13 protein-coding genes are annotated in these 13486 nt (G+C 62.2%); 1 reads left to right on the forward strand and 12 read right to left on the reverse strand.

Annotated features, from left to right (window positions below; genetic code table 11):
- From gltX to BW934_RS04550, 11 genes are all read right to left on the reverse strand, one after another.
- Positions 1 to 1485, reverse strand: a complete 1485-nt coding sequence (gene gltX / locus BW934_RS04500; protein ID WP_076345561.1) for a glutamate--tRNA ligase — start codon at positions 1483 to 1485, stop codon at positions 1 to 3.
- Positions 1482 to 1973, reverse strand: a complete 492-nt coding sequence (gene ispF / locus BW934_RS04505; RefSeq protein WP_076345563.1) for a 2-C-methyl-D-erythritol 2,4-cyclodiphosphate synthase — start codon at positions 1971 to 1973, stop codon at positions 1482 to 1484. Before ispF ends, gltX begins: the two co-directional genes overlap by 4 nt.
- A complete protein-coding gene (locus BW934_RS04510; RefSeq protein ID WP_076345565.1) occupies positions 1951 to 2679 on the reverse strand; it encodes an IspD/TarI family cytidylyltransferase in 729 nt (242 codons plus the stop codon). Before BW934_RS04510 ends, ispF begins: the two co-directional genes overlap by 23 nt.
- Positions 2680 to 2816: 137 nt before the next feature.
- Complete coding sequence (locus BW934_RS04515) at positions 2817 to 3908, reverse strand: PIN/TRAM domain-containing protein (RefSeq protein ID WP_076345567.1); 1092 nt, start codon at positions 3906 to 3908, stop codon at positions 2817 to 2819.
- 240 nt (positions 3909 to 4148) lie between these two features.
- Complete coding sequence (gene pssA, locus BW934_RS04520; RefSeq protein ID WP_076345569.1) at positions 4149 to 4874, reverse strand: CDP-diacylglycerol--serine O-phosphatidyltransferase; 726 nt, start codon at positions 4872 to 4874, stop codon at positions 4149 to 4151.
- Between the two features lie 21 nt (positions 4875 to 4895).
- The gene (gene disA, locus BW934_RS04525; RefSeq protein ID WP_076345571.1) at positions 4896 to 5975 is read right to left on the reverse strand and encodes a DNA integrity scanning diadenylate cyclase DisA; all 1080 of its coding nucleotides are present in this window, start codon (positions 5973 to 5975) and stop codon (positions 4896 to 4898) included.
- A 9-nt stretch (positions 5976 to 5984) separates the two neighbouring features.
- Positions 5985 to 7331 (reverse strand): DNA repair protein RadA, encoded by a 1347-nt coding sequence (radA, locus tag BW934_RS04530; protein ID WP_076345573.1) that lies wholly within the window; start codon positions 7329 to 7331, stop codon positions 5985 to 5987.
- A 237-nt stretch (positions 7332 to 7568) separates the two neighbouring features.
- The gene (locus BW934_RS04535) at positions 7569 to 10007 is read right to left on the reverse strand and encodes an ATP-dependent Clp protease ATP-binding subunit (protein WP_076345575.1); all 2439 of its coding nucleotides are present in this window, start codon (positions 10005 to 10007) and stop codon (positions 7569 to 7571) included.
- Positions 10004 to 11083, reverse strand: coding sequence for a protein arginine kinase (locus tag BW934_RS04540; RefSeq protein WP_076345577.1), 1080 nt, complete (start codon positions 11081 to 11083; stop codon positions 10004 to 10006). The genes BW934_RS04535 and BW934_RS04540 overlap by 4 nt, the downstream gene beginning before the upstream one ends.
- 12 nt (positions 11084 to 11095) lie before the next feature.
- Positions 11096 to 11617, reverse strand: a complete 522-nt coding sequence (locus tag BW934_RS04545) for a UvrB/UvrC motif-containing protein (RefSeq protein WP_076345579.1) — start codon at positions 11615 to 11617, stop codon at positions 11096 to 11098.
- A gap of 17 nt (positions 11618 to 11634) precedes the next feature.
- The gene (locus tag BW934_RS04550) at positions 11635 to 12105 is read right to left on the reverse strand and encodes a CtsR family transcriptional regulator (protein ID WP_076345581.1); all 471 of its coding nucleotides are present in this window, start codon (positions 12103 to 12105) and stop codon (positions 11635 to 11637) included.
- A gap of 278 nt (positions 12106 to 12383) precedes the next feature.
- Between BW934_RS04550 and BW934_RS04555 the strand changes: the two genes are divergently transcribed.
- Complete coding sequence (locus BW934_RS04555) at positions 12384 to 12989, forward strand: RNA polymerase sigma factor (protein WP_076345583.1); 606 nt, start codon at positions 12384 to 12386, stop codon at positions 12987 to 12989.
- A 20-nt stretch (positions 12990 to 13009) separates the two neighbouring features.
- Here BW934_RS04555 and fabZ read toward each other — a convergent pair whose 3' ends face one another.
- Complete coding sequence (gene fabZ / locus BW934_RS04560; protein WP_076345948.1) at positions 13010 to 13456, reverse strand: 3-hydroxyacyl-ACP dehydratase FabZ; 447 nt, start codon at positions 13454 to 13456, stop codon at positions 13010 to 13012.
- Between the last annotated feature and the right edge of the window lie 30 nt (positions 13457 to 13486).

Genomic DNA, 13486 nt, shown 5'->3' on the forward strand with positions numbered 1-13486 from the left:
TCACCTCCCCGGATGACCTTCTGCATGGGCGATTTCGGCGGCGCGGCGCATGCGCGCAAGCGCAATGTGGCGCGGTAAGAGCGCCATCGACTTCTGCAGATCCGGCCCGTGCGTCTGGCCCGTCAGCGCGGCGCGAACCGGCATCAATAGGTCCCGTCCCTTCACGCCAAGCTCGCGGCCCACCGCCTGGAGGCGGGCGCGGTTGGCCTCCTCGTTCCACGCCGGATCCGCCTCGGAGGCCGACAGATAGGCGCGAATCACGCGCGCGGCGCCCTCCGTCGAGATGAGCGCAAGCGCTTCTTCATCGTACGCCACGTCGGGCTCGAGCCACACCCGCGCCGCGGCAAAAAAGTCGCGCGCACAGGCGAGCCCGTCCTGGACCAGCGCCACTGCTCTCGCCAGCCAATCGTCGTCCGCGTAAGGCGGAAGCGCGTAGTTGAGGCGCGCGGCCTGCTCGCGAATCAGGCGTACGGCCTTCGCGGGCTCAAGCGCCTTGAAGTACTGGTTGGCCATCCAGCGGAACTTGGCGAGATCGAACACGGCTCCAGCCCGGCCGACGCGGTCGAGGTCAAAGCGGGCGCATAGCTCGTCCAGGCCGAACATCTCCTCCTCGCCCCCCGGCGACCAACCGAGCAGCGCCAGGAAATTGACGATGGCCTCCGGCAGGTATCCCAACTCGCGATAGGCCGACACCGGGAGGACGTTCGGATCCCGCTTCGACAGTTTCTTGCGCGTCTCGTCGAGCACGATCGGCAGATGCGCAAACTCGGGCGGGGTAAAGCCGAGCGCCTCGTAGATGAGCAACTGGCGCGGGGTGTTCGACAAGTGTTCCTCGCCCCGGATCACGTGCGTGATCGCCATCAAGTGGTCGTCAATGGCGACCTGAAAGTTGTAGGTGGGCATGCCGTCGCGCTTCAGGATGACAAAGTCCCGCAGCTCCTCGCGTTCAAACGCGATTTCGCCCCGGATCCTGTCGCGCACCACGACGGCTGGGCCCGGTGGAGCGAGAAAGCGAACGGCATGAGGCTCACCCGCCTTCACGCGCTTCCGCGCGAGCTCCGGGTCCATCGCCCTGCACTCGCCGGCACAGCCGCTGGTTCCCGCGCGAGGCCCGTCGTCTTCATCCTCGTCCGGGCGCTCCTCGTGCGCCCCGCCCTGAGCGCAGAAGCAGGCATACGCCCGCCCAGACGCCATGAGCTCTTCTGCATACGCACGGTAGATGGGCAGCCGTTCGCTGCACCGGTACGGCCCGTACGGCCCCCCGATATCAAACCCCTCGTCCCACGTCAGCCCAAGCCACTTGAACGCTTCGACAAACGCCTGTTCCGCTCCCGGCACATTCCGGTCCACATCTGTATCCTCGAGTCGGAGGATCAAGCGACCACCGGTGTGGCGCGCGTACAGGAAGTTAAACAGGGCCGTGCGCACGCCACCAATGTGCAGATGTCCCGTCGGGCTCGGCGCAAATCGCACGCGCACCGTCACCGCGCTCGCCCCCTCTCCCCCGGCAACACGAGCGCCACGGCCTGCGCCGCGATGCCTTCGCCGCGGCCAATGAAGCCCATCCGCTCATTGGTCGTCGCCTTGATGGAGACGTCCGCATCGCTCACGCCGAGCGCCTCGGCAATGCGCCGCCTCATCTCGGGAACGTGCGGTAGGAGCTTCGGGCGCTCCGCAATGACCATCACGTCCACATTGCCCACGCGGTAGCCCGCGCGCTCGACCATCGCAACCACTTCGCGCATCAGCATCAGGCTGTCCGCGCCCTCGAAGCGCTCGTCGTTCGGCGGGAAGTGCTGGCCAATGTCGCCCAGGGCGAGACTGCCAAGCAGCGCGTCCATGATGGCATGCGCGATCACGTCGGCATCCGAGTGGCCGTCAAGCCCAAACGGCGCGTCGATGTGCACGCCCCCCAACACGAGCGGCCTGCCCTCCACGATCCGGTGCACGTCATACCCGAGTCCAATCCGCATGTTCCGGCCTCCCCCACCGTTCGAGCGCCAAAAACCGCGCGTAATCCAAGTCTGCCGGCGTCGTGATCTTGCCGTTGTACGCCATCGACGTCACGGCCACAACCGGAACGCCAGCTGCCTCCATCGCCCCGCTGTCGTCGGTGGGCGCTTCGTCCGCCGCGTACGTGCGTTCCAGGTACACAGACGGCGCCAGGTCGGCGCGCAGCGCCTGCGGGGTCTCCGCCAAAAATAGTTCGTCGCGCGGAATCGTCTCCTGCACCCACCCACTGGCCACCCGCTTGACCGTGTCACGGCACGGAGAACCGAGCACGGCACCCCCGCAGCGCATGGCTGCCTCAAACACGCGCCGCACATCCTCCGCGGAGACAAAGGGGCGAGCCGCATCGTGAACGGCCAGGGCCGAGTGGGCCAGATCCGCCCCGCCGGCCGCCATGCGCTCTAACGCGCGCTTCACGCCCGACACGACGGACTCATGGCGCGTGGCACCGCCGAGCGCGAAGTGAACCGCAAGCTGCGCGTGGCGGGCTTCCTCCTCCATGCGCGCGACGTCCGCGGCCGAGGCCACGACGACGATCTCGTCGGCGCCCCCGGCCAACATCGCCTCGGCGGAACGAAGCCACATCGAGCGTCCTGCGAGATCAAGAAATTGCTTCTTGAAACCCATGCGGCGGCCTTCTCCGGCCGCCACCACGATAGCCACCCACATCCGCGTTCCCCTTCCCACTTCCGGTGAGCATGGAAAAGCCGAGGACGCTCGCGGCGCCCTCGCCTTTCCAAAACAAGCCTGATCTCTTCAACCCGTACCGCGCAGACAAATCTCGAAACACATCGAGCCTCCGCGAGTTAAAGCGCCTTTTCCAACAACTTCGGTTTCGCGAAGATCATTCTGCCCGCCGAGGTCTGCAACACGCTCGTGACGAGCACCGTGATCTTGCCGCCGATGTATTCGCGCCCGCCCTCGATGACGATCATCGTGCCATCATCCAAATACGCCACGCCTTGGTTATGTTCCTTGCCGTCCTTGATGACGTGCACCTGAAGTTCCTCACCCGGAAGGACGACGGGTTTCAGGGCATTGGCGAGATCATTGATATTCAGGACCTGTACGCCCTGCAGCTCACAGATCTTGTTCAAATTGAAGTCATTGGTGACGACCTTGCCGCGCATCTGCTTCGCTAGCCGGACAAGCTTGGCGTCGACTTCCTGGATGTCTTCAAAGTCCGTCTCGACGATCTGCACCTGCACCTTGGACTCCTTTTGAATGCGATTGAGGATGTCAAGCCCTCTTCGCCCGCGGTTGCGCTTCAGCGCGTCCGAGGAATCCGCAATGTGCTGAAGCTCCGCCAAGACAAACGACGGGATGACGAGCGTGCCATCCAGGAAACCCGTCTCGACCAGGTCCGCGATGCGGCCGTCGATGATCACCGACGTGTCCAAGAGCTTCGCATCCCCCGGCCTCAGCGCAGGCTTTTTCTCCTTGCCCTCTGCGCGGTCCCGATCGCGCGAAAGGCGCCCAGCAAACAGGTTCCACAGCTCTTCGCGTTTCGTGAAGCCGATGCGGAGGCCGAGATACGCAAAGAATACGGCCACGAAAAATTCTACCGCGACGCCGACGAGGGGAATCGCACGGATTTCGGGTGAGAAAAGATAGGCCACCACAAGGCCAATCACCATGCCGACGGTGCCGCCCAAGATATCGGCCAGCGGTGCGCTCTTCAAGCGCTCTTCCAGCCAACGAAGCAGCGCCGAAACATACCCGGCGAGCGAGACTGTCGCCACTAAAAACAGCGCGCCGCCCACAGCAGCCCCAAACCAATTCGTGGTCACAAACGACCGATGGAGATGGAAAACGTCTAGGAATAAGTCCGGACAAAGCTGATAACCTAACAATACGCCGACCACGACGAAGAACAGGTGCACAACCTTTTTCATCAACTTGCGTCACCTCCTGCGTCTAGTATGGACCTCCTCTATCACATCCTAACCCATTCACTTCGAAACGACCTGAAATTTCGTGGACAAACTGACGTTCCCCGCTGCGAAGCGAAACCCAGCCGACAAAACGCTGTCACTGTTTTGAAAAAATTGGAGCGCCATGTTCAGTGTAACATGTTTCATGCTGCGCGTAAAGCGATGCCATGCACCAACCAGGGACCAGACCGACGGTTCTGCCGCCTACTTTTTCGCCCCGTGCGCCATATCGCCGTTCCCATGCTTGCGCGACATCAAGGAGGAGCGGATGGCGTGTACCATTCCGTAAGCGGCATACAGGCCGAGGACCGCGAAAATCAGCACATCGGTGCCGACAATCTGAAAACGCAACAGGCAGCCAATCAAAAGCGCGATAAGGGGGACGAGAATGAAGATGGACTTGGGATAAGATAAGCGCTTGAAATTCGGATAGGGCACGGAACTCACCATTAACAGCGACAACAGCACCGTTGCAATGGGCAGAATGACCGGCGCAGGGGAAAGGGCAGGCTGCGTCAGCGCGAGCGTGGCTTCCACCCCTCCGGCGGCCGTGATGGGCAGCCCGATGAAGGTATCCGCAGGCCCCCGCTGCGTGTGGAAGCGCGCCAGGCGCAAGGCGCCACAGAGAGGGAACAGTATGGCAATGGCATCGCCCAACACGCCGAGATGCCTGAGCTCGACGCGATACATGATCAGAATAGGAGCGACGCCGAACGTGACGATGTCCGAAAGCGAGTCAAGAATCCGGCCGAACTCGCTCTCCGCCCGCAGCCAGCGCGCAACGCGCCCATCCAAGCCGTCGACAATCATGCCAAACACGACCAAAAGCGCACTGACGCCCACTCTGCCCGTCTGTAACACCAAAACGGCACAGAGGCCAGCTATCAGATTCAAGGCTGTCAGCGCGTTAGGTATCCATCGAATGTACAAGCCGTACGCCTCCCGGGCGGGTCAAATCTGACGATCGATAAGCACTTGTTCCTGAATGCGCCCCAGTCCATTCTGAATCATACGGGCGCGGACCGGGCCCACGCCTTCCACTTTGTCCAAATCCGCCATCGATGCCTTCAAGATACTTGACAGAACCCCAAAGTGCTCGACCAGGTTCTCGATGACCGGCTGAGGCAGTCGGCTAATTTTGTTGAGGATGCGGTAGCCTCGCGACGGCACACCTTCCTCGAGCTGATTCACGCTCGGCGGATAGCCGAGTATGCGGGCGAGCAGCGCGCCGTCCAGCAGCTCTTCCGACGACAGGTTGTGAATCTGCGACATGATCTGGTGAGGCGTATGCGGACACTCGGGATGGACGAAGTCCTTGATGAGAAGGTAAGCCTGCTCATCGACGTCCGAGACGAGCTCCTCCAGCTGCATGCTGACGAGTCGCCCCTCGTTGCCGAGCTCTATGATGTAGCGGCGAATTTCATTGGTCACGCGCAAGACCGTCTCGAACCGCTGCAGGACGCGCGTCACGTCCTCGAGGGTCACCGCCTCCTCGAATTCCAACGCGCTTAGATCCGTAAGCTCCTGCTCGAGCACGGTCTTGTACTTCTCGAGCGTCTGCAGCGCCTGGTTGGCCTTCGCCAGAATCACGCTGATATCGCGCAGCACATATTTCAAATTGCCCTGGTAGAGCGTGATGACGTTGCGCCGCTGGGAGATACAAATCACCAACTGCCCGCTCTGCCGGGCCACGCGCTCTGCCGTTCGATGCCGAGTTCCGGTCTCCGACGTCGGGATGGTGTGGTCCGGGTTCAGCGTCGTGTTGGCGTAATGGACCTTCTTTGCGTCCTCGCTGATAATGATGGCTCCGTCCATCTTCGCAAGCTCATACAGGTGCGACGGGGTTAAGTCGCACTGAATGGCAAAGCCCCCGTCCATCATCGAGAGCACCGTTTCCGTGGCCCCGACGACAATGAGCCCTCCCGTCTTCGCGCGCAGAATGTTCTCAATGCCTTCGCGCAACACGGTTCCCGGCGCAACCATGCGTAAGATTTTGTTGATGGCAGCTTCCCGCTTCGCGTCGTCCTTCACAATGTCACCTCAAAAGGCTTGATCGATCGCGTCCTGCACCGAGCGCACCTGCACAATCTCCATGTCCGGCACGGCTTCTGGCGCGGACTGCGAAGCCGGCACGATGCAGCGCTGAAAGCCGAGCTTGCGCGCCTCTCGAATGCGCTCGCTCAGGCGCGTCACTGCACGGACCTCGGCAGTGAGGCCCACTTCGCCGATGTACACCCCCGGGCGCAGAGGGCGATCCCGGTGGCTCGCGACGAGCGCGAGTGCAATGCCGAGATCGGCCGCGGGCTCTTCCACGCGTACACCGCCCGCGATGTTCACGTACGCATCACACGAACCGAGTTGCATGCCGAGCCGTCGCTCGAGCACGGCCAAGAGCATATTCATACGCTGCACATCTGCGCCTGTCGTCATCCGCCTGGGCGTCCCGAACGACGTCGCGGCGACCAGCGCCTGCACCTCGAGAAGAAGCGGGCGCCTGCCTTCCATTGCGCAGACGACCGCCGAACCCGGCGCCATGTCGCGGTGCTCCGAGAGGAACAGCTCCGAGGGATTGGCGATCTCGCGCAGACCGTCATCCCGCATTTCGAACACGGCGAGCTCGTGTGTCGAGCCAAACCGATTTTTCACAGCGCGGAGCACTCTATACATATGATGCCGATCGCCCTCGAAGTATAAGACGGCGTCCACCATGTGTTCGAGCATGCGCGGCCCCGCGATGACGCCATCCTTCGTGACATGGCCGACGATGAATGTGGCCATGTTCTCCGCCTTCGCCACGCGCAGCAAAAGCCCGGTGCATTCGCGAACTTGGGCCACGCTTCCTGGCGCCGAGGCGAGCCCGGGTCGAAACACCGTTTGAATCGAGTCGACAATGAGGAAGCGAGGTTTGAGCTCGAGAGCCGCCTCCAGTGCGGCGTCCAAGTCCGTCTCCGCGAGCACGAAGAGCTCGCTGTGTACCGTCCCGAGGCGCTCCGCCCGCAAACGAATCTGGGCGGCACTCTCCTCGCCCGACACGTACAACACGCGATGCCCACTCTGCGCCATCGCGTGCGACACTTGAAGCAAAAGCGTCGACTTTCCAATCCCCGGATCTCCGCCGATGAGCACCAGAGACCCCGGCACCACGCCTCCGCCCAGAACAAAATCGCACTCGGAGATGCCGGTGCTCAACCGATTCTCGGACTGAGCCGGAATAGACAGAATGGGCCTCGGCACGACGCGCGCCTTCGAGGGCGAGAACGCCCCTCGCGGCGATACCGTCTCCTCCACGAGCGTGTTCCATTCGCCACAGCCTGGGCACCGGCCCATCCATTTCACTTCCACGTGGCCGCAAGACTGGCACACGTACTGCGTCTTGACCTTCGGCAATCTTCCTCGCCGCCTTCCGACTCCTCATCAACATGATACAGAACTCTCCGCGTACGTCCATGCCGGATACGAAATTTCTGCAGCGGGTGTGGCTACCCCATCAGCCTGGGGCCCGATGGAACCGCCAAGGTGCTTGGTTGGAGACGGAGCCGTCTACGAACAGTCATTCACCTGAAGAAACCAATGGGCAGTGCGGGCGCCTTCCAGCGCCACCGCACTGCCCCGCTTTCCCAACGGTCAAGCATTCGCGCCGACCGGTTGTTCGTTCACTTTTTCGATGCGCAAGCGGTCGCCATCCACCCCGAGCAGGACGCGATCGCCCTTCTTGACTTCGCCCGCAATGAGCGCCGATGACAGCAGGTCCTCGACGTTCCGCACAATGGCGCGCTGCAGCGGGCGAGCACCGTACTGCGGATCGAACCCGACCTTGGCCAAGAACTTCTTCGCGTCGTCCGTGAGTTCGAACTCGATGTCCTGCTCCTTCAGGCGGTGCTTCAAGTTGTCCACCATCTTATCGACGATCCGCTCGATGTGCGTCTCGTCCAGCGGATGGAAGACAATGATCTCGTCGATCCGGTTCAGGAACTCGGGCCTGAAGGTGCGCTTCAGTTCGTCCATCACCTTGTCCTTCATGCCGAGGTATTGATCCTGTTCCCGCTTGAAGCCGAGCGCACCGCCCTTGCGCAGCTCCTCCGCGCCCACGTTCGAGGTCATGATGATGACCGTGTTGCGAAAATCCACCGTGCGGCCTTTGCCGTCGGTCAAGCGGCCATCGTCCAGCACCTGAAGCAAAATGTTGAACACTTCCGGATGCGCCTTTTCGATCTCGTCGAGCAACACCACAGAGTACGGCTTCCGGCGCACCTTTTCCGTCAGCTGGCCGCCTTCCTCATAGCCCACGTATCCCGGAGGCGATCCGACGAGCCGCGACGTGGAATGGCGCTCCATGTATTCCGACATGTCGATGCGGATGAGCGCGTCCTCGTCTCCAAAGAGCGCCTCTGCCAGCGCCCGCGCGAGCTCCGTCTTGCCGACGCCCGTCGGTCCGAGGAAGATGAACGAGCCAATCGGCCGCTTGGGATCCTTGAGTCCGGCGCGAGCCCGGCGGATTGCTTTGGCCACCGCCTCCACCGCCTCGTCCTGCCCGATGACCCGCTCGTGCAGGATGCTCTCCAAATTGAGCAGGCGCTCCGACTCATCCTGCTGCAGCTGTTGCACCGGTATCCCGGTCCATGACGAGACGATGTGGGCGATATCCTCCGCCGTCACGCGCACGTCGTCGAGCTGCTGCGTCTTCTGCCAAGTCTCCTTCAGGCGCTCGAGCTCCTCCTTGATCTTCTGCTCTTCGTCGCGCAGGCTCGCCGCCAGCTCGAACTCCTGGCTCTGCACCGCGGCATCTTTCTCGCTGCGCACCTTCTCCAGCTTCTGCTCGAGTTCCTTCAGATTCGGAGGTGCGGTGTGCGTGCGCAGACGGACGCGCGAGGCCGCTTCGTCGATCAAATCGATGGCCTTGTCCGGGAGGAACCGGTCGGAAATGTACCGATCCGACAGTTTCACCGCGGCGTCAAGCGCCTCGTCAGTGATTTTCACGCGGTGATGCGCTTCGTACCGGTCGCGCAGGCCCTTGAGAATTTCAAGCGCCTCCTCCGCCGACGGTTCGTCGACCATGATCGGCTGGAACCGCCGCTCGAGTGCCGGATCTTTCTCGATGTGCTTCCGGTACTCGTCGAGCGTCGTTGCGCCAATGCACTGCAGCTCGCCGCGCGCAAGCGCTGGCTTCAAAATGTTCGAAGCGTCGATCGCGCCCTCTGCACCGCCGGCGCCAATGAGCGTGTGAAGCTCATCGATGAACAGAATGACATTGCCGGCCTGACGAATTTCATCCATAATTTTCTTCAGCCTGTCCTCGAACTCGCCGCGGTACTTCGTGCCTGCGACGACCGTGCCCATGTCGAGCACCATGACCCGCTTGTTGCGCAGCGTCTCCGGCACATCCCCCGTCACGATGCGCTGCGCCAACCCCTCTGCGATGGCCGTCTTGCCGACGCCCGGCTCTCCGATGAGCACCGGATTGTTCTTCGTGCGCCGCGACAAGACCTGAATCACACGTTCAATCTCCTTTTCTCGCCCGATGACGGGATCGAGCTTTCCGTCACGCGCCATCTGGGTGAGATCGCGCGCCAGGCTGTCAAGCGTCGGCGTGCCGACCGATGCATCCTTGTCGCCGGCGATATCCATGGCATCCCCGCCCAACAGCTGCAGCACCTGCTGCCGAGCCTTGTTCAGGTTCACGTTCATGTTGGCGAGCACCCGGGCCGCCACGCCTTCGCCCTCGCGAATCAGGCCCAGCAACAGGTGCTCGGTGCCCACGTACGAGTGGCCAAGCTTGCGGGCCTCGTCGATCGACAGCTCGATCACCTTTTTCGCTCGCGGCGTATACGTCATGGCTGTGACGGGAGTCTGCCCGCGGCCGACCATGCGCTCAATTTCTTGCTGAACCTTGTCGGCTTGAACGCCGAGCATCTGCAGGGCTTTGGCGGCAATGCCCTCGCCCTCGCGAATCAGGCCGAGCAGAATGTGCTCTGTGCCAACGCCCGGGTGATTCAGGCGCGAAGCCTCTTCTTGAGCCAGCGCCAACACCTTTTGAGCCCTCTCCGTAAACCGTGCGTACATCATCCATGCACCTCCGAATCGTTCATTCTCAGCCGGTCCCGAATCAACTGTGCGCGCCGCACATCTCGCTCGTTCGGGCTCAGCTCGCGATTGTAGTACTTTTGCAGGCAAGCGGGCTGCGTGAGCACCATGAGCTCCTTCAAAATGCCCGAGGACACGCCTTGAATGATGCCGAGATCGATCCCAAGTCGCACATCCGACAACCGCTCCAGGGTCTCCTTCGAGTCCATCTTGCGCGCGTAAGCGAGAATGCCGAACGAGCGGCTGACGCGGTCCTCCAGCTGGACGCGGTTGCGGTCCAACAACAGTTTTCGCGCATTGCGCTCCTGCTCGATGATCTGCTGCACCACGCTCAGCAGGTTGGCGATGATCTCATCCTCGCTCTCGCCGAGGGTGATCTGGTTCGACACCTGATACAGATTCCCGAACGACTCCGAGCCTTCCCCGTAGATGCCCCGCACGGCGAGCCCCACCTGCGACACGGCTGTAAGCAACCTCTGAATGCCGCCCGTGAGGGCCAGACCCGGCAGGTGCATCATGACCGACGCTCGAATGCCGGTGCCGACGTTGGTCGGGCAGGCCGTCAGATACCCGTACTGATCGTGATACGCGTAGGTCAGCGTTTGTTCGAGCGCATCGTCGACCTGGCTCGCGATGTTCCAGGCCTCCTGGAGGCGCAGGCCGGGCAGGATGCACTGGATGCGCAGATGGTCCTCCTCATTCACCATGATGCTGACGATCTCGTCATCGCGAAGCGCCAAGGCACCGTGCTTCTCTTGCTGCGCGAGGTCCGGGCTCATCAGGTGCTTTTCGACCAACATCTGACGATCAAGTGGCGACAAATCCCGACAGCGGATGAATTCAAAGTGTCCGAGCCGCTTCATGGCCTCGTTCTGCGCGGCCTGGCGCACCAACTCCATGACCTCGTTCGCGTGCGCGTCGGTCGCCAGCGTGGGAAAGGGAAAACCTTTTAGGTTGCGCGCAAGCCGAATGCGGCTGGTAATCACGATATCGTCTTCCGGGCCCGATTCTTTCATCCACTTGCTCACCGTTCGCTTCACAAAGTCGGCGAGGGACATCTCGACACCTCCTCACTGCGCGCTTTGTTCCAACTTGCGAATTTCGTCGCGCAGTTGCGCCGCGCGTTCGAACTGCTCCTGCGCCACCGCCTGCTGCAATTCGCGGCGAAGTTGCTCCAACTTGCGCGCCACCTGCTGGCGCTCCCCGGCCGATCCCGGCACCTTCCCGGTGTGCCGCAGCCCGTTTTGAATGCGGCGCAGAAGGGGTTCAAGGCGTCCAGCGAACGCGTCGTAACAATCGGGGCAGCCGAACCGGCCAATTTGGGTGAACTGATTGTACGTCATGCCACACGTGCCGCACCTCTGCTGCACCTGAGTCGTCACAGGCGCAAAGCCCGACGACGACTCCATATTGAGCAGACCGCTCAACAGCTTGTTGAAATCAAACGGGCTCCCCATCAAGAAGGGGTTCGGGAACACTTCGCCCTGTTCCTTGGCGCAGACCTCGCACAAGTGGTACGCGGTTTGCACGCCGTTGATGATCTTCGTCACATGCACCGTCGCCGGCCGTTCATGACAACGCTCGCAAAGCATCGGTCTCCACCCCGCTTTCAAGTCTTCCGGTGCGCCGCGAGCGCCTGCAGCGCGCTTGCCAACAGCTTGGCCCGCAGTCGGTCGCGGTACGGAAGTTCCAGCGCAAGCACCTCGCGCCGCAGCATGGCTTGAATGAGCGACGCCTCTCGGTCGGTCAGCCACCCATCCCTGTGCAGGCGCTCGACGAGCGCCTCGCTGGCCGACTGACTCACCTCGTCGCCAAGCGATCTCAACACGTCCCACAGAAGATGATCCTTGTCGAGCTTCACCCTGCGAATCCGGATGTAGCCGCCGCCGCCGCGCTTGGACTCCACGATGTAGCCGTGATCCGTCGTGAAGCGCGTGCTGATGACGTAGTTGATCTGCGACGGCACGCAGTGGAACTGTTCCGCAAGTTCATTGCGCTGAATCTCGATCACGTCAAGCCCGCTTTCTTCCATCAGGCGCTTTAAGTACGCTTCAATGATGTCGGAAATGTTGCTCGCCATGATGACAACTCCTAACGCAGCACCGTCCTCTGCTTGTGATTTGACTTTGATTTTGACTTTGACTTTTCTTGACCTTATTATACACCCGCCCGTGGGAAATGCAAGAGGGGTTTGGTCCTAGTGTGCACAAAAATCCAGCCGGATCTGCACCCACGCGTTCCCCTGGCGTGGGCGCCAAGTCTTCGTCGCGCTTCAAACGGGAACCTTCGACCGAACGGTTTTACGCTTGCCTCGCATGCAAATTTCTGCGGGCCGGCCCGCCCAAGCGAGGTATCGCGATGGTTCCCCTCACGGTGTTGCACGACATGGTCGATCGCGCACGGCTCGGCGACGACGTCTGCCTGCACGCGCTCTTCGAAATGTTCCGACCGCTTTTGCGGCGCACCGCGTGGCGCTACGCCCGCGTCGCCGGATACGACGAAGCCTATCAGGAGGCATGCGCGGCGTTCCTGTGCGCCATCGCCACCCACGACGCCACCGCCGCGCCGTTCCCGGCGTACGCCGCCAAACGAGTGTATGGCGACACGCGCACGGCCATGCGTAAACTGTGGTTGCATCAGGATCGGACGGCATTTCAGCGAGAGCGCGAGGACGAGGAGAACGAGGACTGGGACGAGCGGCGCGGCGACATCGAGGCTGGCGACAGCATGGCCCCCTATCGATGCATTGAGGACCGCTTGGTCCTTCTGCACCTCGCGCGAAGCGCCAACCTCTCTCCCCGCGAAGCCGCATGGTTCGCGCTGGAATTTGAGGGGCTCGAGACGGACGAGATCGCAGAGAGGCTAGGCGTCTGCCCCGCGACCGTCCGCACCTGGCGCATGCGGGCGCTCCGCAAGATGCGCGAGCAAGCCACGCGCACGGGATGGTCAAAGCGGGACATCTGAACGACGCGCAGGCGAGGCCGTCAGGCCTCGCCGTCCGCAATGGCAAACAGAATGGTCGCTTCCGCCACCAGTTTGCCATCGACCCACGCGCGGCCCGCCCCTCGGCCCATGCGGCCCTTCATGCGGTCGATCACGACCTCCATGTCGAGCCGGTCTCCGGGACGAACCTCGCCTCGAAAGCGAGCGCCGTCGATTCCCGCGAGCAGAGGGCGCTTGCCTCGATACGCCGGATCCGACAAGATGGCGACGCCCCCCAGCTGCGCCATGGCCTCCACAATGAGGACGCCTGGCATGATGGGGTACGACGGGAAGTGGCCCTGGAAGTGCGGCTCGTTGACGGTCACAAGCTTGTAGCCGACTGCGCGTCCATCCTCGATTTCGGTGACGCGATCGACCAGGAGAAAGGGATAACGATGCGGGAGGATCTGTTGAATCTCGTCGATACCAAGGGGAAGCTTCCATTCCATCGATTCCATCAAGGGACCTCCACGGTGGGC

Source organism: Alicyclobacillus vulcanalis, from assembly GCF_900156755.1.
Classification (GTDB): Bacteria; Bacillota; Bacilli; order Alicyclobacillales; family Alicyclobacillaceae; genus Alicyclobacillus; species Alicyclobacillus vulcanalis.